Annotated in this window: 19 protein-coding genes; 8 read left to right on the top strand and 11 right to left on the bottom strand. The window is 41.3% G+C overall.

The genetic code is table 11. The features are described 5' to 3' along the window. Positions 1 to 457 precede the first annotated feature (457 nt). Positions 458 to 1,135, top strand: coding sequence for an HAD family phosphatase (locus JW841_04925; protein ID MBN1960268.1), 678 nt, complete (start codon positions 458 to 460; stop codon positions 1,133 to 1,135). A 36-nt stretch (positions 1,136 to 1,171) separates the two neighbouring features. On the opposite strand, the gene JW841_04920 is transcribed toward JW841_04925, so the two are convergent. The 8 genes from JW841_04920 to JW841_04885 form a co-directional block, all read right to left on the bottom strand. Beyond that, a complete protein-coding gene (locus JW841_04920; GenBank protein ID MBN1960267.1) occupies positions 1,172 to 1,525 on the bottom strand; it encodes an acetyl-CoA carboxylase biotin carboxyl carrier protein subunit in 354 nt (117 codons plus the stop codon). Then, a complete protein-coding gene (locus tag JW841_04915; GenBank protein ID MBN1960266.1) occupies positions 1,522 to 2,991 on the bottom strand; it encodes an ATP-grasp domain-containing protein in 1,470 nt (489 codons plus the stop codon). Before JW841_04915 ends, JW841_04920 begins: the two co-directional genes overlap by 4 nt. Positions 2,992 to 3,122: 131 nt before the next feature. Next, a complete protein-coding gene (locus JW841_04910) occupies positions 3,123 to 3,518 on the bottom strand; it encodes a type II toxin-antitoxin system VapC family toxin (protein MBN1960265.1) in 396 nt (131 codons plus the stop codon). Between the two features lie 19 nt (positions 3,519 to 3,537). After that, positions 3,538 to 3,771: an AbrB/MazE/SpoVT family DNA-binding domain-containing protein gene (locus JW841_04905; protein MBN1960264.1), complete on the bottom strand. Its 234-nt coding sequence runs from the start codon at positions 3,769 to 3,771 to the stop codon at positions 3,538 to 3,540. A gap of 150 nt (positions 3,772 to 3,921) precedes the next feature. Further along, positions 3,922 to 4,335 carry a putative toxin-antitoxin system toxin component, PIN family gene (locus tag JW841_04900; GenBank protein MBN1960263.1) on the bottom strand — a complete coding sequence of 138 codons (414 nt, stop codon included), beginning with the start codon at positions 4,333 to 4,335 and terminating at the stop codon, positions 3,922 to 3,924. Beyond that, positions 4,335 to 4,589 carry an AbrB/MazE/SpoVT family DNA-binding domain-containing protein gene (locus JW841_04895; GenBank protein ID MBN1960262.1) on the bottom strand — a complete coding sequence of 85 codons (255 nt, stop codon included), beginning with the start codon at positions 4,587 to 4,589 and terminating at the stop codon, positions 4,335 to 4,337. The genes JW841_04900 and JW841_04895 overlap by 1 nt, the downstream gene beginning before the upstream one ends. Positions 4,590 to 4,886: 297 nt before the next feature. After that, positions 4,887 to 6,494 carry a methylcrotonoyl-CoA carboxylase gene (locus JW841_04890; GenBank protein MBN1960261.1) on the bottom strand — a complete coding sequence of 536 codons (1,608 nt, stop codon included), beginning with the start codon at positions 6,492 to 6,494 and terminating at the stop codon, positions 4,887 to 4,889. Positions 6,495 to 6,548: 54 nt separating this feature from the next. Then, entirely contained in the window at positions 6,549 to 6,929 is a 381-nt protein-coding gene (locus JW841_04885; GenBank protein ID MBN1960260.1) for a transcriptional repressor, read from the bottom strand. Positions 6,930 to 7,121: 192 nt separating this feature from the next. Between JW841_04885 and JW841_04880 the strand changes: the two genes are divergently transcribed. The 3 genes from JW841_04880 to JW841_04870 are packed head-to-tail and all read left to right on the top strand — an operon-like array spanning position 7,122 to position 9,795. Further along, positions 7,122 to 8,144 (top strand): zinc ABC transporter substrate-binding protein, encoded by a 1,023-nt coding sequence (locus JW841_04880; protein MBN1960259.1) that lies wholly within the window; start codon positions 7,122 to 7,124, stop codon positions 8,142 to 8,144. After that, positions 8,141 to 8,962 carry a metal ABC transporter ATP-binding protein gene (locus JW841_04875; protein MBN1960258.1) on the top strand — a complete coding sequence of 274 codons (822 nt, stop codon included), beginning with the start codon at positions 8,141 to 8,143 and terminating at the stop codon, positions 8,960 to 8,962. The genes JW841_04880 and JW841_04875 overlap by 4 nt, the downstream gene beginning before the upstream one ends. Before the next feature lie 14 nt (positions 8,963 to 8,976). Next, positions 8,977 to 9,795 carry a metal ABC transporter permease gene (locus JW841_04870; protein ID MBN1960257.1) on the top strand — a complete coding sequence of 273 codons (819 nt, stop codon included), beginning with the start codon at positions 8,977 to 8,979 and terminating at the stop codon, positions 9,793 to 9,795. A gap of 13 nt (positions 9,796 to 9,808) precedes the next feature. Here JW841_04870 and JW841_04865 read toward each other — a convergent pair whose 3' ends face one another. The 3 genes from JW841_04865 to JW841_04855 are packed head-to-tail and all read right to left on the bottom strand — an operon-like array spanning position 9,809 to position 15,354. Then, positions 9,809 to 12,262, bottom strand: a complete 2,454-nt coding sequence (locus JW841_04865; GenBank protein ID MBN1960256.1) for a DnaJ domain-containing protein — start codon at positions 12,260 to 12,262, stop codon at positions 9,809 to 9,811. 44 nt (positions 12,263 to 12,306) lie between these two features. Further along, positions 12,307 to 14,583 carry a primosomal protein N' gene (gene priA / locus JW841_04860; GenBank protein ID MBN1960255.1) on the bottom strand — a complete coding sequence of 759 codons (2,277 nt, stop codon included), beginning with the start codon at positions 14,581 to 14,583 and terminating at the stop codon, positions 12,307 to 12,309. After that, complete coding sequence (locus JW841_04855) at positions 14,584 to 15,354, bottom strand: hypothetical protein (protein MBN1960254.1); 771 nt, start codon at positions 15,352 to 15,354, stop codon at positions 14,584 to 14,586. Positions 15,355 to 15,752: 398 nt separating this feature from the next. Between JW841_04855 and JW841_04850 the strand changes: the two genes are divergently transcribed. The 4 genes from JW841_04850 to JW841_04835 all read left to right on the top strand — a co-directional run bounded on the left by JW841_04850 (position 15,753) and on the right by JW841_04835 (position 24,573). After that, entirely contained in the window at positions 15,753 to 17,126 is a 1,374-nt protein-coding gene (locus JW841_04850; GenBank protein ID MBN1960253.1) for a thrombospondin type 3 repeat-containing protein, read from the top strand. Positions 17,127 to 17,237: 111 nt separating this feature from the next. Continuing rightward, positions 17,238 to 19,325 (top strand): VWA domain-containing protein, encoded by a 2,088-nt coding sequence (locus JW841_04845; GenBank protein MBN1960252.1) that lies wholly within the window; start codon positions 17,238 to 17,240, stop codon positions 19,323 to 19,325. 38 nt (positions 19,326 to 19,363) lie between these two features. Beyond that, positions 19,364 to 22,324: a VWA domain-containing protein gene (locus JW841_04840; protein MBN1960251.1), complete on the top strand. Its 2,961-nt coding sequence runs from the start codon at positions 19,364 to 19,366 to the stop codon at positions 22,322 to 22,324. Then, positions 22,237 to 24,573 (top strand): hypothetical protein, encoded by a 2,337-nt coding sequence (locus tag JW841_04835; GenBank protein ID MBN1960250.1) that lies wholly within the window; start codon positions 22,237 to 22,239, stop codon positions 24,571 to 24,573. Before JW841_04840 ends, JW841_04835 begins: the two co-directional genes overlap by 88 nt. The last annotated feature ends 10 nt before the right edge of the window (positions 24,574 to 24,583 follow it).

Genomic DNA, 24,583 nt, shown 5'->3' with positions numbered 1-24,583 from the left:
CTAAAATCACCACGCTACAAATAAGTGCATTACCAACTAATTCAGGACAAAAAGTGTCGAATTCTAAAATAATAAAGAAGACAAACAATAAAAGTACTAATAAATTAGCCTTGCGTACTAGCGACACCCTTAAAAAAAAATAACCCTCCACAACCATAATAGATATGATCACAAATAAGAAAAGATAAAAGTAGCAGTCTATCAGCTATATCATGGCCTTTCATTTCCAGTTCCCTATTCTTAAGTTTTTTAAATACGTAAGTTCAAAACATAAAAATGAAGATTTAAAGAACAGAAAACTTAAGAATTAGGAATTTTAGATGAGCTTATTCGAAAAGAGTGTCGAATAATTTTTATTCACGCCATATACATTATCGAGCTTGACAGAATAATAACGTAAAATTAAGAGCCGCTATTATTCAAATTATATCTAACCAACGGGTGGTATGATAAACCTATGTCAACTGCAACTATATCAAACATGGCCGTACTTTGGGATCTTGATGGTACTCTCATCGATTCTGCAAATATTCACTACCAAGCATGGTGTGAAGTTCTTGCCCAAGAAGGACAGCGCCTATCTACACAAGAATTCGCTACAAATTTTGGCAAACGCAATGATGAGATTCTGCGCCAAATATTTAGCGTCGATATGAGTGCTGAGCGCATAGAAAATATTAGCGAAAAAAAAGAACAAACCTATAGAGGTATGTTAAAAACAGCAGGCCTAAAATTGCTGCCTGGTGCTGCAGCTTGGTTAGAACGTCTACAAGCTACTGGCTGGCAACAAGCACTTGCTTCATCAGCACCACATGCCAATATCGATGCGGCGTTTGCAGCTCTTGGCTTAGGTAAGTTTTTAAATATTGTTGTCTCTGCTGATGACGTTGGTGAAGGTAAACCAAACCCCGCTGTATTTATTGAAGCGGCGCGGCGACTTAATATTTCGGCAAAACAATGTATTGTTGTTGAAGATGCCCCTGCAGGTATTGAAGCGGCAAAACGCGCCGGCATGCATTCTATTGGTGTACTATCAGAACATCATTCACAATTGTCTGCTGATATAGTTGTTGCTTCGCTAGAAGCTTTACCAGAGAATGCGTTTATTAAATTATTAGCTCAAGAGCGAAGTTAGTCGAGATGACTGATTTACACAAATTATGATAATATATTAAGTATTTATCGTTATTAGCACCGCACCCAAATCAACTAATTCTCCATGATTACAATCTACTGAAATTACTTTTCCAGCACGTGGTGCTTTAAGCCGATATTCCATTTTCATCGCTTCGATAACTATTAAAATATCATCAGCAGCAACCTGCTGACCCTCTTGTACATATACGTCAATGATTTTGCCGGTCATAGGAGCAACAACTTTATCTTGTTTTGACTGCTTTTTGGTATCTTTTTGGGGACGATACAAAACTGCGCCGCCAGCAAAACCAACCCAAACGCCTGCATTGGTATTAGCTATCGGCACCCGATACTTAACACCATTATGTTCAATAATTACGAAACTCATTGGCCAATTCTAAACCTGCTTAATACTCGCCATGGTGAATATATATCATAGTCTTCATTACTATTAATTTGTGATTTAGTATTAGTATTACTTCGATGCTTTTGCAGCAAAACTTGTTCTGCTGCTGCCCGAGCATATACTGGCAATTCTGGTCTTATCCATGTTCGCGAGTCTATCGCTGTTGTATAACTTGCTCCGCTAGCAAATAAATCAGATTCTAATAGTTGCACTAAAAAATTTTGGTTGGTGATAATTCCTAATATAGTTGTATTTTTTAATGCAGTTAATAAACGTTGGCGAGCCTGTTCGCGATTTTGTCCCCAAGCAATTATTTTACATAGTAAAGAATCATAATATGAAGAAATAATCGAACCAGTATATAGGCTACTATCGATTCTTACACCAGGTAGATGAGGTAGCTCTAATACTTCAATGCGTCCGGCTTGTGGCACATAGCTATTAAAAGGATCTTCAGCACATAAACGAGCTTCAATAGCATGACCTCGTATTGATGAACCCTCGGGCAGCTTACCACCCAAGGCAAGCTCTACTTGAGCTCGCACAATATCAACACCGGTCAACATCTCAGTTACAGGATGTTCTACTTGTAAACGGGGATTGAATTCTAAAAAATAATATTGACCACTAGTATCTAATAAAAATTCTGCTGTACCTGCACCACTGTATTGCGCAGCTTCGGCAATAGCAATTGCTGATGATATCAAATGTTGACGTGTCGTTTCAGCAATACCGACTGCCGGTGCCTCTTCGATTAATTTTTGATTACGACGCTGCAATGAACATTCACGTTCACCTAAAGCAATAACTTTTTTACCATTGGCTAATATTTGCACTTCGATGTGGCGAGCATTAACAATGCATTTTTCAAGCAATAAAGTACTATCATTGCAGATAGTATTTGCCTCACGCGTGGCTGCATTAAAAGCAGGCTCTAATTGATCAGGATTTTCAATAAACCGAATGCCTCTGCCACCCCCTCCTAATACTGCCTTGAGCATAAGTGGATAACCAATAGCTGCCGCAGCGGTAGTTAAGCTATTTATATCTAATATATTATTAATCCCAGGAATTACATTAACCCCAACACTCTGGGCTAATTGACGCGCCTTGGCCTTATCGCCAAGTTGGTTCATTGCTGCTATTGATGGCCCAATAAAAATTACCCCAGCATCATCGCATGCCTTTTTAAAATCTACCTGCTCAGATACAAACCCATATCCGGGATGGATAGCTTGACTCTTAGTTTGCTTGGCGGCATTTAAAAGTGCCGAATAATTATTGTAGTCATTGGGATTGTTTAATTTTACCGACTCATCGGCCATAAAAATATGAGCGGCTTGCGCATCAGGCTCAGTATAAACAGCTACTGAGGCAATACCCATTTCGCGCAGCGTCGCCAAGATGCGGCAAGCAATCTCACCTCTATTTGCAACTAATATCTTCACGGTTATCGCCAATTATATGGATAAATATAATACGTCAATTAAAACATAGCGTGAGCTTATATACCCACTGGTGGGGGGACTTTGCCTACACCTTCTAATAGCATAAGCTAGAACTTTACCTAGTTAGTAGGTTAGAGTAATGAAAACAGTGGGTTGTTTTTAAGTGCTTTATCGAATGTTACTGTAATATTACAATCGCGAATACGATTTTTTAGACCGATAAGATAGTCAGCAAAATCGCCGTTGTTTTGGCTATATATTTCAAGTGCCTGTGAAATGATATCGCGATCTTGAATAGAAAATTGGGCAGCGCTTAAAATTTGTTCTATGGTTAAGACTACAGTTTTTTTGTTAAAACCATAGGCTTCACGCAATACCCAAACCAATTCACACAAAACCACAATGTCAATGTGTATTTTTTCACGATTTTTTACCGCGATATCGAATAATTTATTTACTCTTTTAGCCTGATTGGGGTCATCTTGGGTTAAATAACGAACCAGAATATTAGTATCTATACCGAACATGATTATTTTTTACATCGCATTATTTATGGCGTGCAATAGCTACATTCATTTCTTCAATACTAACAGGTTGACGATCAGATTGATGCAGTATTCCTTTTAGTTTAGTAATATCATTAGTACCAGCAGAAACAATTACGCGCTTTTCACTGGTGAGATAAAAATCAAGCCGATCTCCAACGTCAACCTTTAAAGCTTTACGTATAGCTTTTGGAATAGTGACTTGTCCCTTACTAGAGATTATGGCGCTCGGCATAATTTCTTACCCTTATGTAAGAATATTTATAAAAAGTAAGTATGACATTGTTAGATTAATATAGCAAGACACAGGCGTCAGACTTTGGATACATTTCATCTGCTTAAGTAGCAGTATAATTAGATTGTTTCTCGATCCTCGAGCGTCTAATTATGCCCTATCAGGTACTCGCTTAATAAATTCTGATGGGCTAACTATCGCAATATCTTCAAATTGTTTCAATATTAACAGATGCTTTTTATCTCCACTTACAATAATATCTGCCTCTCCAGCTAATGCACATTCAATAACCATTTCGTCTGCAGGATCAGACGTAACGTGAGTAACACGATAAACCGGAAATACCAAAGTTGCAGTTTTAGTTAATGCCTCCACCCAGTTGACAAATGCTCTGTTAGGATATTCACGGTATAACTCTTCGATGGTTTCATGGTATTCAGAAAGTAAAGCTGGACTCACTACAGCTTTACAGTAACCATTTGCCCAAGCAGCAAGACAACGAAAGGGTGAACCTTGCCAAAAGCTAGCGCTAGCTACAACGTTGGTATCGAAAACAACTTTCACTATTTACGTCGGTTTCTTACTTGTTGCACAAGACGATTTACATTTTGTTCGTCAGCTTCGGTTATTTCAGGGAGTTCACGACCAGCCATGATTAGTGAACGTACGCGTGCTGGCGTTAACGGTTGACGTTTGCGCATAATGATAAGTCCGTTAAAATAACCAACATCCAATTCATCGCCATTTTTGATATGCGCCTGCTCGCGAATGGCTTGCGGAATAACGGTTTGACCTTTTACTGATACTTTAGCAATCATATAGTAAGACTAGCATTACTATTGTAAGAATCAAGCTTAAAGTAAAAAAATAGTCTAATTGCACCAAACAAACGGTGTTAGACGACATTATAGCGGTTTCCTCTTGAATTGATCTACTGCGACACGACATACCTGCCTGCAAATGGCGGCCTCGTCCTTTCGCTGCTCGAAATATGTCTAATATTCCTTAAGCTGCTCACTCCTCGGGCGCCATTTTCGGCTACGGTCTGTCGCGTCTCGTTACAATCACTTCAAGAGGAAACCGCTATAACTCCGAGTTGTTTGAGCATTTTAAACTTACATCCGAAATACCGGACTAGCCCCGCGCTCAATAGGCGTATTTAAAGCAACCGATAAACTTAGCGCCACTACTGCACGAGTATCTTTAGGATCAATAATACCATCATCCCATAATCGTGCGGTACCAAAATAGGGATCGCTTTCGTGTTCATACTCAGCTAAAACTGGTTCGCTAATTGCGCGCTCTGCTTCTTTAGATAATTTTTCTTGATTACGGGCAAGTTTTTCTTGCTGCACTTGCACTAATACGCGAGCCGCTTGTTCGCCACCCATCACCGCCACCCGAGCATTGGGCCAGGTAAAAAGAAAACGAGGAAAATAGCCACGACCGCACATGGCATAGTTACCAGCACCATGCGAAGCGCCAATAACTATGGTAATTTTGGGGATATTAGCTGTTGCTACCGCTTGCACCATTTTGGCGCCATCTTTAGCAATACCACCTTGTTCATAACGAGTACCCACCATAAACCCAGTGATATTTTGCAAAAATATTAGCGGGATACCCCGCTGATGACATAAATTTACAAAGTGCGCTCCTTTTAATGCACTTTCGCTAAACAATACACCATTATTAGCTACAATACCTACTTGGTACCCCATCCAACGGGCAAAGCCACATACTAAGGTAGTTCCATAATTTTTTTTAAATTCATGAAAACGGCTGCCATCTACTAAGCGAGCAATTACTTCGCGAACATCATAGGGATGTCGATTTTCACACGGTAAAATACCATACAACTCATCAACATCGTAAGCCGGAGATTCAGGTTGACATACCGTAAGATCGATTCGTTTCTTTATATTTAAGTTTTCAATTATATTTCGACATATATGTAAAGCTTCATGCTCATTCTCTGCAAAATGATCCACAACCCCAGAAACATGAGCATGCATTTCACCGCCACCCAATTCTGCGGCAGTTACTTCTTCGCCGGTAGCTGCCTTTACTAATGGTGGTCCAGCTAAATAAATTGTGCCGACATCTTTGACTATAATATTTTCATCAGACATTGCTGGCACATATGCACCACCTGCAGTACACATTCCTAACACAACTGATATTTGGGCAATGCCTTGTGAAGACATTAAAGCCTGGTTGTAAAAAATACGGCCAAAGTGTTCTTGATCAGCAAATACTTGTGATTGCATTGGCAAAAAAATACCGCCTGAATCAACTAAGTATATGGCGGGAAGTCTATTTTCGAGCGCAATTTGTTGAGCACGTAAATGCTTTTTAATGGTTTCAGGAAAATACGTTCCACCTTTAACTGTAGGATCATTGGCTACAATTACACATTCAACCCCTGCGACCACGGCAATCCCAGTTATAAGCCCCGCTGCTGGGACTTTATTGTCGTATTGCCCCCACGCCGCGAGCGGAGATAGTTCTAAAAATGGCGAATCGGCATCAATAAGATACTCGATTCTTTCATGAACCAATAATTTACCGCGTGCACGTTGAATATCTTTAACTTTAGCGCTAACCCCATCTCTAAGTGAACCCAAACGCTGTCGTAGCTGTTGTGCCAAATCCTTATGATATTTAGCGTTAGCTATAAACTCTGCACTTTGGGTATTTATATTCGAAGTAAGTATTTCCATATCAAGCTAACAGTACAAACTTAAAGTTTGCGGCAAGGGTTATTTATTAATCCTTTATCGTGAACATGATGGACATGAACCAAATAAAAAAACATCATGCCCTAATGTAATAAAACCTTTAGGAGCTTGGTCAATATTGCTGCACGTACATACTTCTAAACTAAAAAGACGTCCACAAATACGACAATGAAAATGATGGTGATGACCTATTTCGGCTTTTTCATATAAATTGCCAAAGGCTGGATGGTGAATTTGACGCAGCCAACCATCTTTAAGCAGCACCTTCAGGTTTCGATATACTGTCGCTTGGTTTAATGAGTGCACATAGTTGCGACCGAGCTTAACAATATCTTCAACCGTTAATGGCCTTTGCTCACTATTAAATACTTGCTCAATAGCAGCTCGTTGTGCCGTTTGTCTTTTAACTTCAGCCATGTTTACTATATAATCAGAATCTGCTCATCTTTGCAAATGCAATTGCATAATCATTTTTATGATATAAATATTAAGTTAGATTTATAACTATTACATATTAATATATTTAAATATTTTTTAAAAACGATTGACTTTTTCTGCATGATATTGCAAATGCAATTGCAATATCATTATTTAATTCACGAGGTCATCATGCAACCCAAAATGCGTACATTATTACTTATTGTATTTATTGCCATTACAGCCATTATCGCTTTTGTTATCGCGAGAAATCAACCCAATAAACCTTTACCGCAAAGCCTCGAATCACCTGTCACTTCTCCAAATTATGTGGTTGCTTCAATTGCCCCGCTAGCTGACATAGTTCGTCAAATCGCTGGTGATCGTATGCAGGTTCATACACTTTTACCGCCAGGTGCCAGCCCACATACTTTTGAAACTACTCCGGCTGAGTTAATACTTTTAAGCAAAGCCAAAGCCTTTTTTAAAATTGGTTGGTCTTTAGAATTTTGGGCCGATAAACTTGTAAATTCTCTTGGTCATGATCAGTTACGAGTAATTACGGTATCTGCCGGGATCCCTACTATTTTTTCAAATCATCATCATGATGATATTCAACCACAAAAGCATGGTGAAAACGTTGAACATCATGAGCACACTACTACATCCAAAAATGATGATGAAGATATTGAAGTTAATCCACATTTTTGGCTAGACCCGATAAACGCAATGCAAATAGCTAACAATGCACGTGATGGACTGATTGCTATGGATATAAGCGGACGTGAGGAATATGTTTCAAACACCACAGCTTTTATACAAAAACTTAATAACCTGCATGGTGAATATGAGCAAACCTTGAGCCAACTTCGAGCACGCCGATTTGTAGTATTTCATAATGCCTATGCATATCTCGCTCAGCGCTACAAACTAGAAATTATCGGTATAATTGAACCATCCCCCGGCAAAGAGCCTAGCGCTAAACACCTTGCCACTTTAATTGATGACATCAAAAATTCACATGCAACAGCAGTACTCGTCGAACCACAATTTAATCCAAGACTAGGTGAAGTAATTGCCGCTGAGACTGGTATTAAATTAATCACTATCGATCCACTCGGTAATCCGTTACAACCTGAAACTATGACTTATATTGGCCTGATGAAATTTAATCTGCACCAACTAAAAAGTGCATTCGATGGAAAAATTAAGTGAAACCTGTTGAAATTAGTGGTTTAAATTATGCAATCGCGGGACAATTAATTCTCGAAAACGTCAGCTTACAAATTGAAGAAAATGAATTTGTCGGACTTATTGGTCCTAATGGCGGCGGCAAAACTACTCTTTTGAGAATTATGCTTGGCCTAATTCGAGGATGGAGTGGTGAAATAAAAATATTTGGTACTAATCCTTTAAAACTTGGAAACAAACGCCAATTAGTTGCCTATGTTCCACAAGGAAACACCAGTACTATTGGTTTCCCTGCAACAACCTTAGATGTTGTATTAATGGGGCGCATACCTACAAGGGGATTATTTCATTCGCTTACCGCTGAAGATCGTGATGTTGCTGCTGCTATGTTAACCGAAGTGGCTATGATTCATTATAGGCATCGTTCTTTTAGTGATTTGTCTGGTGGCCAACGCCAGCGAGTTTTGATCGCTCGTGCCTTAGCTACTCAACCAAAATTACTTTTACTCGACGAACCAACTACTGGCATTGATCAAGCGGCACAAGCTTCGTTCTATGAACTTTTAGCTAAACTTAAACAACAATTTGGTATCTCGCTGATTATGTCATCGCATGATCTTAGTGCGGTTTCTCAACATTGTACTAATGTCGCTTGCCTTAATCGACTTATGTATCAACACGATTCACCTAAACAGCTAAATCATCAAACGCTGTATGAATTATTTGGCCCCCATCTCGAACTTTGTATACATGGAGATGTGCCACATCGAGTTTTAAAAACACACGAACCAACATCACAAAATAATTCAGCAACCACTAGCGCACCACCAAAAGATACTTAAAAAATGGAGCAATAATGCTAACCGCTTTTTCATATGCATTTATGCAACGAGCTCTAATAATCGGGCTTATTGTTGGTTTGCTCTGTGCCGTATTGTCAGTATTTATTGTACTAAAGCGTTGGGCTTTTATTGGCGAAGGGATATCTCATGCCGCCTTTGGTGGGGTAGCTATTGGTTTGTTATTGGGGCAATCGTCCATTACTTTTACTACTATTATTTTTTGCCTGACGACCGCCTATCTTATTGGACTTACTAGTCGTGGTAGTAGAGTATCTGCTGATAGCGCTATCGGTATTTTTCTAGTGGCTTCTATGGCGTTAGGAGTATTGATTTTAGCTCTACGCCGTAATTACTCTGTAGATATTTTCGGTTATCTCTTTGGCAATCTCTTAGCCACTGATAATCATGATGTTACGGCAGCAGCAATTGTTGCTATTGTGGTGTTAGGTTTTATAGTTATCTTTTTTAAAGAAATAAGCTCATTTACTTTTGACCCAGTAATGGCAGAAGCATCTGGATTACCAGTACGTTTGCTTCATTATGGTTTGTTAACTGCCATTGCTCTTACTGTTGTTATTGCAGTTAGAGTCGTAGGGTTAATTTTAGTTAGTGCTTTACTAATTTTACCGGCGGCCACTGCTCGGCCTCTGGCACGTCATTTACTGACTATGATGTTAATAGCAATTGGGATTACGATTATTTGTGTTAGCTTCGGATTATGGAGTAGTTATGCACTCAATACTCCTTCTGGAGCAACTATTGTATTAGCTTTATTTGTAGTCTTTTTATTATCACTAATGTTTGGACGTTCGGTGCGACAACACAATAATTGACAATTTTAGCATGTTAAATTGGTATATGTTTATCATACCTCTCGCGTACTTTTTCATCGCGTAATACCTGGCGAGCTTCACGCAATACTTGTTCAATTTCAAATAATTCGTCGTACATATCTTCTTGAATTTTGCTAGAGAAACGCTGCGGTTGAAATTCACCAGAAATGCGTTCATAAGCGCGGTCAATTTCAAAAGTAGTAGCACTTCGAGTTACCCCAAGTATTTTGAAATAATCATCGTTTCTAACTTGTTCAAGCTTATCGCTAATACGGGCACGATCAATAGCATCAGCACCACTAGCGCCGTCTTTACTAATTCCTTCAATCCCACGTACAGTAACTTCAGCTAATGACATGGTCACTAAAATAACTACAGCATGATAAACACGTAGTGCTTCAATACCGCTACTAAATATTGCATCTTCTAAACTACGAGTGCCATCAAGCAAACGAACCACACTCAATTCTTCGCTAGCTAAATTTAATGACTCTAAATCTGCCTTATTTCCTCGTACCACCACTATGGAGCTTGGCCCACCAACCCGAGTCATCATCCGTGGCAAGAGATATTTACGTCGAACCCCCTCGGCAATAATTACGCGCGGATCAGAATCTAAGGCAACTTTATCCTCAGGTGCCACACGCTCAACAAAATAGTGATACTCGCCTTCTTCCCATTCAAATAAGCCATATAAAGTTTCTTGCAGATGACCACGAACTGCCACAAATAATTCATCAGGTTTTAAATAACCTTCACTGGCAAGATAAGCCGCCACCCGCCGTGGACCTCGCAGTGATTTAACTCGCACATCTTGATATTGAGCACGAGTAATACGGCCCTCGCGTAAAAGGTATTCTTCAATACGATCATATACCTGACTAGAATATGCATCTACCGGTATACCTTTTTCAAAAAACACCGTTTTCTGGCGAGATTGGGAAGTAAAATCTACGCGACCGCTTATTTTTTGCGTATAAAACGAGTACATCAACATCGCGATATCATTAGTTGATTCGATTAAACCTTCGCTGGGATCAGCTGCAATTATACCTGCTGCTTTAGCTACATCTTTTACCGGTCTTACTTCTGGTTTTGCTGGGTCATGATTCGCTGCAAAAGTAGTATCAAGCTGGCTGCTTGTCACAGTATTTTCCGCAGGTGCTGGTAAACCCATTTCGCGACGAAGTTCTAATTCAACCTGTCGACGAATTTCAGCCTCTTTACTCTCCATTGATTGAGTGCGATGCCTTAACTCCTGCTCAAGTTTACGCCGCGTTTCTACTTCAATATGTTTGCGAGTCTCCTCTTCAATACGGCTGTGCATTTCTTGTTCAAGTCTAAGACGTGTCTCTTCTTCAATCTTTTTACGAATATCATCATCGATACGCTCACGAGATTCGGCTTCTACTCGCATACGGGCATCTTCTTCAGCCTTATGGCGAGCATCTTCTTCGGCTTGGCGACGCGCTTCTTCTTCAATACGACGGCGTGCTTCTTCTTCAACACGACGACGGGCATCTTCTTCAACACGACGACGGGCTTGTGCTTCAGCTTGCTGACGAGCGTCTTGTTCAGCTTGTCGACGCGCCTCTTCTTCAATACGACGGCGTGCTTGTGCTTCAGCTTGACGACGCGCTTCGTCATAGTTTTGTGGTGTTGGTAATGACGTGTCTAAACGTAGCTCTTGTTCAGTACGCCGCCATGCTTCATTTTCAGCACGACGAGCAGCTTCAACATCGTAATTAGTGGCCTCACTATTATCATCACTTCTTAAAAAATCCGCTTCTTTTTCAGCAATAACTGCCAGCAATGCATCGGCGGCATTCGACATTTTCAAAGATGCCTTAGCAGTTGAGGCTAAATCATCAGAAACAATCTTTGGTAAATTACTTGTTACTGCTAATTCACTTTGAGTTATCACACCACTCAACGGCGGATCTGCCTCAGTAGGCGCTGAAATTGGTGCGTTATTTAAAACCGAAGCTTCTATTTGAGGTGCATTAATATTGTTAATAGTACTCTCGTTTGATTCCCCTGCTGTTGCTCCTGCTATTGCCCCTGTTACTGATAGTTTGATTACCTCTTGCGCAAATGCTTCACCCGGACCAATGTAAGTTGCAATTTTAGCAATAACCTTGGTGTCATCTATGGGCAAAGAAAAATAATAATCAGCGCCTTGATTTAACGCATCTGCAGGTGAATTAACTTCAGCATGATTGCTACCGATTAAAATTATGGGAACAATTGCACCATCAGGATCCGAACGAATACCTTCACAAATCACTAATGGCTCTGGCAAACCTAAGCTTACAAAAACAAGCTCTGGTTTTTGCTCGGCAAAGTGGACAACCGCCACCGCATTAGCTGGCACTACCATAGCTTGATAGCCTTTGGCCGCAATTATCGAGGCCAGCTCAGCTAGGCTGTTTTGAGCGTCATCAACTATTAAAATCGGTTTCGTCATAAAAACCTATACTTAAAAAAAATTAAAATTCCATATTTTTATAATTACAACATGCTGTATGGATCAACATCAAGAATTTGCCTGACACTATCTGATATTTTAACTGGTGCAATCACTTTACGAAGCGCCACCCTTGAAGCTGCTTTGATTAATATTTGCCAACGCCATCTACCACGCAAACGCGTAATTGGCGCTGGTGCTGGGCCTAATATTGATACCTCATTTGCTTCTACACAGCCACGCATCCGTGCCTGCAATTCTTCGCAAGCAGTACTAGCCGCGATCTGCGTCTGACTTTCATTTGTCCCTTCTAAACGTAATAGCGCCAAATGGCTGAAAGGGGGATAATTCATTTCTCGCCGGTGTGCTAATTCTCGCTCAACAAAACCCATATAATCATAACGAGTTGCAGTTTCGATGGCGTAGTGATTAATGTCATAGCCCTGAACAATAACAATTCCTGTTTTATCACCTCGACCAGCGCGGCCAGCTACTTGAGTTAATAATTGAAAGGTACGCTCTGCAGCACGAAAATCCGGAAAATTTAGACTATTATCAGCTTGAATTACCCCAACTAAGGTAACCCCCGGAAAATCGTGCCCCTTGGTGACCATTTGGGTGCCCAATAATATCTTAGCCTCGCCACTGCGAAAAAGTTGTAGTTGCTCAAGCAATTGTTTGCGAGTACGTATGCTATCGCGATCAAGACGTGCTAGTTTTATTGAGCCAAAAAATTCTTTTAATTCGATATCAAGCTTTTCTAAACCTGCCCCTGAGCTAACTAAACGATTGCCATTGCACTTTTTGCATTCATCAGGGGTCATTTCTTGATAGCCACAATGATGACAAATCAACAAATCTTTAGCGCGATGCAAAGTTAGGGCTACATCACAGTCAACACAACGATATGCATAGCCACAATCACGACAATAAACATAAGGAGCAAAACCACGGCGATTTAGATATAAAATAGCTTGTTCACCGCTAGTTAGCACTCGCTCAAGAGCACGGGCCATCCGCTCAGTAAGCAAACCCTCACCAATCTTTGGCGCAGTTTGCAAATTTATTCTTTCAATTTCGGGCATAGGACGGCGATGTACTCGCTCAGAAAGTAATAAATGCTGATAGCGACTATGATTTGCATTAGCTCTTGATTCAAGTGAAGGCGTCGCTGAACCTAATATTACTACGGCATTTTCATGTTTTGCACGCACTACCGCTAAATCACGGGCATTATAACGAGGGGTTTCTTCTTGTTTGAAAGTAGCTTCATGTTCTTCGTCAACTACCAGCACCCCAATATTGATAAAAGGTAAAAAAATCGCACTTCGTGCACCTAAGCCAATACAAGCTTCATTATTAGCAATTCGTTCCCATTGATCACGACGCTGGGAAACCGTTAAGCCTGAATGAACAATTGCTACGCGATCACCAAAACGATTGATAAACGCTTGGCCTAATTGCGGAGTTAAAGCAATCTCAGGCACTAACACTAGTGCAGTTTTACCTGCTGCTAAGGCGTGAGCGATAGCCTGCATATATACTTCGGTTTTACCGCTACTAGTAACTCCTTCAAGTAGTATTGCTTGAAACTTACCTTTATCAATTGCTTGAGTTATTTTTGCAGTAGCCTCGGCTTGGGCATTAGTTAGATTCTGGATCCCCGCTTTCGCGGGGATGACGTCTTTAATATTTTCTGTAGAAAGTAATATAGTGGGAGTAACTTCTTGGGTTAGTGCTAGACGACGAGTTCGCCTGCTTCTAATATAAAGTAAACCTTCCTTAGTGGCATGTTTTAACTCACGAGCTGCCAAACGACGACTTAAACCAAGACGACGTTCTAAGGCAACTACGGTAAAACCATTACGAACTGAAGCAGCAATATCAAGAATAGACTTTAATATTGAGTCTGACTTGACTTGATTAATGGCCTCACGTCCTTTTTTGGTAATACGATAAGTTGGCGCAGCTAAGCGTGCCATTGAAGGCAAAGCGCAAGCTAACATCTCACCTGCACTTACAATGTAATACTTTGCCGCAAATAATATTAAATCAATAAGTGATTCTGGCAAAGCCGGACGCTCAGGATCTATGCCTTCAATATCTTTTAAAGTTATTCCAGCTGGTGCATTACCATAACGTACTTCAGTTACATAAGCCCCGGTACGCCGACGCCGCAGTGGCACAAGTATGGCAATACCTTTGCGTACCTGTTCTTGTAGATGTGAAGGAACGCGATAGTCTAACAATGGTACAGGCTCATTAAGTACCACTCTAACTATTACTTCGTTTTTGGTAGGAGACTCAATTGGCGCAGTCATTTAGCGCAAACGCGGCAAATCAAAAAGTGTCTCTGGTAATGAACGATTAATCGCTAAGCTTGAAAGTTCGGCACGCCGTACCAATTTGCCATCACGATAAACTTCAATTACCGCTGGAAGAAAATCGCCACCAGTAGGCGAACCATAATCAAGAAAACGCATTTCAACCACAGCTTTGGGTTTTTCTTTATCAATAATTATGGTCTTTAATAATTGCAGAGTATCTTGATTAAGCCATACTTGCGGTTTGTCAGTTTCAAAAGGTCGTGCCCCAATAACATAGGCAATAGTATCATCTAAATGACCATAGGCAACTATTGAAGTATCAATACCTGCGGCTTTTAGCGCTTTGAGCATACGCACGGCTTTTTGATCAATATCTTTGCCAGCAGCAACTAATAATGATGCGGTTAAATCAATAGCATTAGTAAGTTTCTTAACTTGTTGTTCTGTTTGCATCACCCGCTTGCCTTCACGCTCAATATAAATAACTTCACCATGGTCATATTGCGAAATTAAACGCATACGTTCTGGATACTTTAGATATAAATATTCTTCGATGGGTACATCGACACCGGCTATCTCTGTACGAAACTGTGCGCTAATATCGCGAGCATTAAGACTCTGACGTTTTTGTGCTAATTGTTGTAATAAAAAATATGCTGTCGGGGTAAATGCCAAAGCAGAATTAATATTTACTGTCGCTAGACAAGAAACACTAACAACTAATGCCTTAGCAAAAGTGGTAAATCTTGTATTTGTAGCAAACATTGCATGCGCATAGCAGACCTTTGGTATATCTGGCAACGATATGTAGGGGCGCTTTGTCAGGCACGAAAAGCAGCGCCCCTATATAAAATAATAACCTTCAAATTTTATCAATCATTTATGAATAAAAGTACTTATGTAAAAAAACATTTGTCTCGCTAAAAAAGACAGGATCGGAACTAATAATATCTAACTAAATAATAATGTTACATAATTACGTATGGTTCGGCGACATACTATTTAATACATCAACTGTCTCTTTTATAAAATCATCAATAAAAGATCACTACGACACAAAATCGTTTGATGAAAAGAGTCTTAACTGGAGATAAGATAGCTAAACAAGTTTTTGTTATTGCTCTTGCAGCAGCCAATAAGAGTGATGACATAGGAGGATTCAAATGCAGCGTCGGTTCTATATGTTCATAGGTTTTTGTGCCGCCTTATTGTGGGGCGGGACAGCAATGGCAATCGAGTGTATAGGCTCAACAGAATGTGGTGCCCCGCAGCAATCAGGAGGTGGTTGTGGCTGTGGTGGCGGCTCATTTTTAGTTAATCTTACTGATAGTGGCCAAAGCTATCAATTTGCTGATGACTTTGATGGTGATGGCATCGAAGATAATTTTGATAATTGCCCATTTATGTCAAATATCGATAGACTCGATGGCGACGGTGATGATGTGGGTGACGCATGTGATAATTGCGTTAGTATTATTAATGAAGATCAAAAAGATACTGATGGCGATGGTGTAGGTGACCTGTGTGACGATGATATTGATGGTGACGGTGTACTAAACGATGCACCAGATAATTGCAAATTAGTATATAACCCTACCCAAAAAGATACTGATGGTAACGGTGTGGGTAATGCTTGTGATCCAGATATTGATGGCGATGGCGTAGATAATGCAGATGACCCTTGCCCACTACGTGCTGATGATAATCCCGAAAATGGTCTCTGTGTTGATGACGCTGACCAAGACGGTCTTAATGATTTAGAAGATCCTTGTCCAACAATGGGTCCACTTCCTGGTGGATATGCTACTGATGATCGTAATGGTGACGGCAAAGGTGATGCCTGCGACGAAGATCGTGACGGTGATGACGTACTTAACTATAAAGATAACTGCCCAGATGTACCCAATGCTGCGCAAATCGATTTAGATCGTGACGGCAAGGGTGATAATGGCCTCTGGGAAGAGGGTGCTCCACAATCATGTGACACTGAAGAATGCTATTATGCCGAATATCCGCATGCAGCAGATGCTGAATGCTTAGATACTGATGGTGCCTTTAATATTGCGCTTACCGCTGTTTCAAAACGTAAAGATGGCACCTTCGAAACTGGCGATGATATTCCAATTACCCTAATTACTAATCGCTTAGGCGTACAGCATAAGTGGACCGCACGTTTGGCAGAAGCCCCCAGCGAGAGTGAGGCAGTATTAAAGAATGCTCAATCAATAGCCTCAACTCTTGGTAATAGCCCTCAAGTTGCCAGTTGTGTTCGTGGCGAAGGTGAAGGTGACAACTTTGTATGTACTGAATTAAACAATATTCGCCTAAAACCCGACACCCGTGGCCGCTATGTAGTCAGTGTTACTGCCGAACTGCCCAATGGTGATACTATGGGCCGCTCAGCACAAACTGCATCGGTTATGCTAGATGTTAGTGGTGTTAAAAAAGGCGGTTGCGCTGCTATCAGTGGCTCAAGTGCCTTAATTGCCGGAATAATGTGCTTAGCTGGATTGCTAAACCGACGACGACGCCGCTAAATAAGGGTATCCTTATAAAAACTATGCAATAATATAAAGCGCCGCACCTGCTCCTCCGGGTGCGGCGTTTATTGCGTGGTGTGGCAACCCTTTTGTGGTATGAGGTAGGTCGTGGGTTATTTTAGTAAGTTAAGATGCCGTACTCGTTCCTTTTGTGGTTGTGCTCCCCTTTTAGCCCTCACTTATTTTATTTTTTTAAGCGCTTGTACTGATTCAAGGCTTGAATATCCGCAAGTTGAGGTTATATCACTCGAATATGACGACGAACTTACTATAAAGGGTAGCTTTTGCGCCTCTCCAGCCGCTGATATCGCCTATCCGGTCAAAATAATGTTCATTGTTGACGGCTCGGGATCCTTGCAATTTAGCGATCAAAACCGCCAACGAGTAGTTGCGGTTGAAAACGCCATTGGTGCACTTCTTGGTCAACCCAATGTCTACTTTAAAATTATAGTATTCAATGCGGCGGTATCTACTACTCCCCCAAATTTTGGTAATCCTGTGCCACCACCAGTTTTCACTAATGATTTATCTACTATAATGCCGGGATTAATTGATCTTACCAAAGCTGATACCCTTACTGACTACCAGGGTGCACTGGCGGTTGCTTACGCTGAATTGTTGCGCGATATGACCGATATACGAAATGACCCTACAAGGGGCCCTGCTGAGCTAGGGCGTACAAAATATGTAATTATTTTTATTTCTGATGGATTCCCAGATCCGCAATGCAAAGTAGGCGCTGGTAATGATCTTGATCCGTTAGACACCATCGACGGTCTAAATGATATTTGCGAAAATCAAGATTATATCAATTGCACGCTACATGTAAGCGATGAAGTTGATACTACTGTATGCAACGGTACGACTTGCACCTATAACAACACTTTATGTTGGGATCTTCCTAATTATGCCACTCTCTTTGGTGGCCTATCTACCTTAGAGCTAATGGCCGGCAATGATTATAACCAACCCTATCAAATTTTAGCTAAAGTCCAAGATATTATGGATCTTGCCTCACGTTATGGTGTCGGTGAAATGCGCATGCACACTGGTTTAGTGCTCGATCCGCAAGCAAATGATGCGATTATTCAACTTTTCGGTGATCCCGCTCAAGCTATCCCACTCGTCCAAGAAATGGCCAATATTGGTGATGGGCTCTTCATGCAGTTTTATGGTGGTGATCAAATTAACTTTTTACAAATTGACTATCAATCGCTGCAACAACCACGTGTAGTTCGTGGCTTTATTGCCAATAACTTGATGGCCTTACCTAATGCTCAAGGTTATACTGTTGATACTGATGGTGACGGACTTTCTGATGCTGAAGAAATAAAAATTGGTACAAAATTACGTGTCGCCGACACTGATGGTGATGGCTATAGCGACGCTTTTGAAGAGCATCGTCGTTCATTTGGTTTTGATCCATTAGATGCCTGTATGCCCAAACTTGTTGACGTTGACGGTGCTGACCCCCTTGCTCCCTGTGACAAAACCGCACCAATGAATTGCAATTTTGAAATTGGTCCAAATGGGCGCGCCTATATTGATACTGACCGCGATGGCATACATGATTGTGAAGAAAATAATTATGGTCTTAACAGCTCGACACCCGACACTGACCATGATGGCATCCCTGATCCACTTGAATTAGCCTTTGGTACTGATCCCTTGCTTTGGGATTATGAGCGTGATTTTGATGGTGACGGCATTCCCAATGGTCGCGAATCTACATGGCATTTGCCACCTTTATCACTACAAAGTAATGTTATTACCCAAGCTCGTTATCGTTATGATTTAGAAGAAGTAGAAAAAACTGTTGATGGCCGACCATGCTACGACTTTGTAATTAGGCATATAAAACTTGCTCCAACTAAAGAAAACAATGACTTGAATTTAGAAGTAGGACATAACAATATTCGTTTATATATAGTCGAAAGCATGGCAGATAATCTTGCTGGACCACCATTAATCCGCACCGCTTGTATTAATGCTCGTTATATACCACCAAGTTTAAAAGTTCCTGCTGGCGGTGAAGTGCAATTATCGGTGGTAGATGAAAATGATCCCGATTTTGGCAACCGCGATGTAGATGAACGTTTCTTTAAATATTTATGGAGTGATGACCCAATATTTAATAGTGATGAAGCATTAGGTAATATCTTTGACCCAACTACCGATTGCATAACTCCTCAATAGCGTGAGGTTTAGCAAAGATTGAAGGTAAGATGGTTATCATGATACGACATGCTCCATTACTGCTTTTGCTCACTTATATTGCTAGTTGTTCAAAAAGCGAAATATATATACCGCCTGAACTTCGCGAACATCCTATAGATAATAAAATAACCCTTAATGGTTCAATGTGTGCTGAGAAAGCTTCTACCTTAGACGCTTTTTTAAAAATAATGTTTATCATCGACCGCTCAAACTCAATGGTGGTAACCGATCCCAGCAACCGTCGTGTCGATGCTGTACGTGAAGTAATTATGCGTTTTGTCGAAGACCCTACTACTTATCGTCTGCAACCGGGTGTCGAATTTGCTTTACTTAGTTTTTATGGTGATATTACCGTGCATACACGCGATAAAAGTGGGCTGCCTGGTTTTACCAGTGATGGCCGTACCTTGCTTTCTTCTTTAATGAGTGTAGCCAATCCCGGGGCTAATACTAGCTACGAAAAAGCATTATCTACCGCATTTTTAATGCTTGATAGTGATATGGCGCGATTACCTGATATTGCTCGTGCACGCAGTCGCTATCAGATAATTTTCTTATCAGACGGTATGCCCTATCCAAACAATTGTAGCGGTGAAGCAAACTCACCAACTGCTGCGGTCAATGGCGTGAAAAATATATCTCAACTATCTGCAATGCATCGTGTTCCCATAGAATTTAGCACTGCATTTGTCACTGACCCACGTGCATTTATTCCTGGTAATGCTAGCGATAGCGAAAATGACTGTTTACGGCAATATCTGCGCGTTGACCCACTTGCCGCTAATAATAATGAAAGCCTTGGGCATCAGACTCGTGCTTTACTGATGCGTATGGCTAGTGTAGGTGGTGGTTCTTTTGCTCAATTTGAAAATGGTGATGCTATAAGTTTTCAAAGTTTTGAATTAGCAAAAGCTCGTCGCATGTATGCCTTATCACAATTTACCGTATTTAATACTGGGGCGATACCAAACGGCGACTCAGTTGAAGCCGATACTGATAGTGATGGTCTAAGTGATAGGGAAGAAGATATCATTGGCTCACGCTCAACTCTTGCCGATAGTGATGGTGATGGCATTAATGACTTTATCGAATGGCGCTTTCGCAGCAGTGGCCTTAATCCATTAGATCCTTCTGATACACGTTGTACTGAAGCTGATATGATGGATACTGATGGTGATGGGTTGCGTGACTGCGAAGAAATGCTTATTGGCACATCTCGTAAAAGCGTTGATACCGATAATGATGGCATTACTGACGATGTAGAGTTAAAGAGTGGTGGTAATCCTCGCAGCGCTACGCCTCTGCAAGACAGTGAACTCGATGCTGATAATGATGGTGGCTCTGATGCTAACGAATTACGCTGGCATACTGATCCTAAAGTAGATGACGCTGGTTCACGTGCTGATAACGCCTATAACTATTTGCAAGCTGAGCGTACTATTACTGACGGTCAAGCATGTTATGATTTTTCTGTTTCTAATATTCAATTAGGTTCAGCACGTGCTGGGTTGAGCAGCGAAAACTTGCCACCACCAAATGACCGTGCTGGCTGGAATCGTATAATGCTTTACTTTGCCGAAGCTCCCTATGATGATCCACTTCATGATCTACTCTACCGAGTTGCTTGTGTTGAAGCACGCTTTATTGCCGAGCGTGATTTAAAAACGCCACCAGGAGGGCGGTTTGAATTACCTATGCGTCGGCCCTCACATACTTATGATGCCAGCCCTATTTATCAACCTAATAACACCCGCTGTAATATGAGTGTTAATAGTGATTGTGGTTTAAATACTCGTTGGTGTCGCCTCGAAGATGATGGCTCCTGTCGCTGTTATCGTCCACCTACTGCAGTAGGCGAGCCTCTCGATGGTGTTTATGTCGGCTTATGCCCCGCTTGTAGTGATAGTATTGACAATGATGGTGACGGTAAAACCGATTATCCAAATGACCCCGACTGTTTCGATTCAATGGATAATGATGAATCTCCTTCAACCGCTTGCAAAGATGGCGTTGATAACGATGGTGATGGTTTAATTGATTGGCCGCTAGATCCCGGATGTCAGAGTGCTTATGACATTGAGGAAACCGACCCAACTACATTGCCCGAATGTTCAGATCATATCGATAATGACGGCAATGGTTTAGTTGATTTCCCCGCTGACCCTGGCTGCTATGCCGCAAGTGATCCAAACGAAGAATTATCACTAACTAATATTGAGTATGCCTGTTCTAATGGGCTTGATGATGATGGTGATGGGCTAATTGACTTTGATGGTGCTGGCAATCCGAGTCTAATTGATGAAGGATGCGAAAATGGCAATGATGTTGACGAATCAGGGCCGAGTGTCTGTTTTTATTGCGAATTAGCCACTGATAATCGCCCAAACCAATGTGATTTAGCCTCTTCCCGCTGCCGACCGCGCTCAGGTGCTCCACCAAGTGGCGCCTGCAATAATAGAGATGACTGCCGTGGCTCACCTTGTGTAAATGGCAGTTGTGTACCATGCATAAGAAATAGTGATTGTGATACAAGCTCAGGTGCTGGCGATGGTATATGTAGTGTTAAACACGGCTGGTGCCTGTCAGCAGGTTATACCCCCAAAGCTTGCACTAACAATGCCGATTGTGCTGGTTTTGGTGATGTTTGTGACACCGAGCTTGGTTATTGCCCAGTCGATCCCTTTGCCGCCTGTCGCGATGAGCGCGACTGTAAACCGGGTGATCTTTGCTCGGAAGAACGCGGCTTTTGTCTTACCAGTATTTTCACAACGCTACCATGCGGCAATGATATGCCTTGCCCCAGCGGTACGTGTGATGAGAAGCTTGGCTGGTGTTTACCAAGTGAGGACGCGCAAAAATGCCATCACAACGACCTTTGCCCCTATGGAACTTGTCTTACCGAAGGATACTGCGATCAACAAACTTTCGTCGAGCCAACAAAATTCGACCCGCAATTAGACTGTTTGCGCGCACATTAGTTATCGCGTTTGCAAGCATTCTCGCGGCGTGCGAAACTGACGCCACCGGTAAAGCTGACGCGCCTGATACGGGTAATAATACTGTGGTGTGCCCGGTAGATGATTCACTTGGTTTTGATACTGCTTTTACCTTGACGGCAGGTACAGATGCTTCAGATACCATGTGCCCACAGCGCGACCAAGATTACTGGAAGATCGATCTTGCCGCAGCGCAATTGCTAACCGTAGATATTAGCTACTCTAAATTAGCTACGATGCAATTGGCACTTGATTGGTATGGCCCAGTTGGTGCTTGCATGCCGGCCAGTCCACCAGCATGCGGTACAGATAATAAGTGTGCTGATACTACGCAAGTGTGTGATACTTTGCGAGGTGGTTGCCGCCGCGCTGCCTTTGGCGAAACTTGTATTACCAATGCTGATTGCAATACCAGCGCCGGTGAACAATGTGTTAGCAATCGTGAAAAACTCGCCACGGTTATTGAACCTACTACCAATGCTTCACAACATCGCATTGTTACGGCTTTTGCTAGTCTCATAGCTGGAACTTATTATCTAGTAGTACGTGACAGTTTATCAAAAGTTGCTGATGCAGATGTTAAATATTATGCCAAAACTACGCTTGCGGCCAATCCCGATACCAACGAACCAAATGACACCAAAAATCTTGCAACGACCTTAACATCAGGCACTCAAGTTGAAGGTTATATTACTCACGTAGGTGGTATAGGTAGTGACGCTTCAACTACTAAAGATATCGATTGGTATGTTATTAATCCCAATTTGGGTTCCCAGCCAGTAGTGACTGTTACCTTAACTTGGCCTGAAAACAGTGGCAGCGATCCAACTTTTACGATGTATCAAGGAACTACTGAATATCTTAGCAGTAAGGTTACAAGTTCAACTAGTGGTTTGGACGCTATCAACACTCGTAGTATAACTATAGTTGTGCAAAGTGCTAGTGAGCCGATTTTCATCGCCGTTAAAGATAATGCCCTGAATATTGATACTGATACAGCTTATCAGTTAACTGTAAGTTTGGATACAGATAGTAGCGAAGCTACTCGCAATGACACCCCAGATACTGCGATAAATATAAATTTACCAACAACTCCTTCATCATTATCGTTAAATACAAATACGCTTATTGCTCAAAATGATCAGGATTGGTTTAAAATTCAAGCTGCTCCAAACACTAATAATTCATTAATCTACATGTTATTAAATAGTAACGCTGACCCCGATAAAGATTATATATTAACCATAACTACTTTCACTCCCAGTACTAATACTTGCACCGAAGATACCGATTGCGTAACGGGCGGTCACTGTATTACCGCAACTAACACTTGTATAGTACCATGGGTACAAAGACCTTCAACTGAAGGCCCCGGCGACTTTCAATTTGGGGGACTGTCGCCAAATTATATTGAAACGCAACTGCCATTATTTTCAGATTTTGGCGGAGTCTTATATGTTTTGGTAACTAATGTTGATTCTAATCCTTATGTTCAAGGTTATAGTAACACTAAAACGTATTCGATTTCCTTTACCCATAAAGCCGAACCTGATACAAATGGTGACTTAGGCACCAATCCTGATAATAAATTTGTCGTACGACCATTACAGTATGGCATTAATCGTAGTGCTTTTTTAGGAACGCCACGTTCAGTTACTATTGGTAGCCCTACTGGAACTTCAGTTTTAAACGCTTCTTATAATCAATATATTATCACTCAACAAGGTTACATTTCTTACGAAGGCGATCAAGACTTTTTTAATATTGATGTTACTGGAGTAAAAGGCAGTGGCTTAACCCTACGTATTAGCATGCCTGCTAGTTCAGTAGATATTCGTATTGTTGCTACTCGTCGTTCAGACCAGGGTGCTGGCATACCGAGCTCAGATACTATAGACGACTGCCTCAACCATTCTTGCAACCATGGTGGCACATGCGATACGGTTAATCGTCATCTGTGTACTCAACCAATTTTTGATGAGCGCGTAGGTCCTGCTGAAGATATCAACACCTATTGCGTATATGTAGCAGATCAAAATGATGCTGGCACTGAACAATACAACAACATTCAAGTTTGGGTTAATGATCATATGGCAAATGATTGGGACGAAGTTAATCCTTATCAATTTACTATACAACTTGACGAAGGCTGCGCGCCAGAATGCGCTAATGCTTATCCAGTACCCTGTTGCCCTGATACTTGGCCTGATGCATGCCTACCGCCAATATAGCATTTATCTA

Source organism: Deltaproteobacteria bacterium (assembly GCA_016931625.1).
Lineage (GTDB): Bacteria > Myxococcota > XYA12-FULL-58-9 > XYA12-FULL-58-9 > JAFGEK01 > JAFGEK01.
Note: the sequence above shows the minus strand (reverse complement) of the source record. Positions and strands in the feature narration are given on the sequence as shown.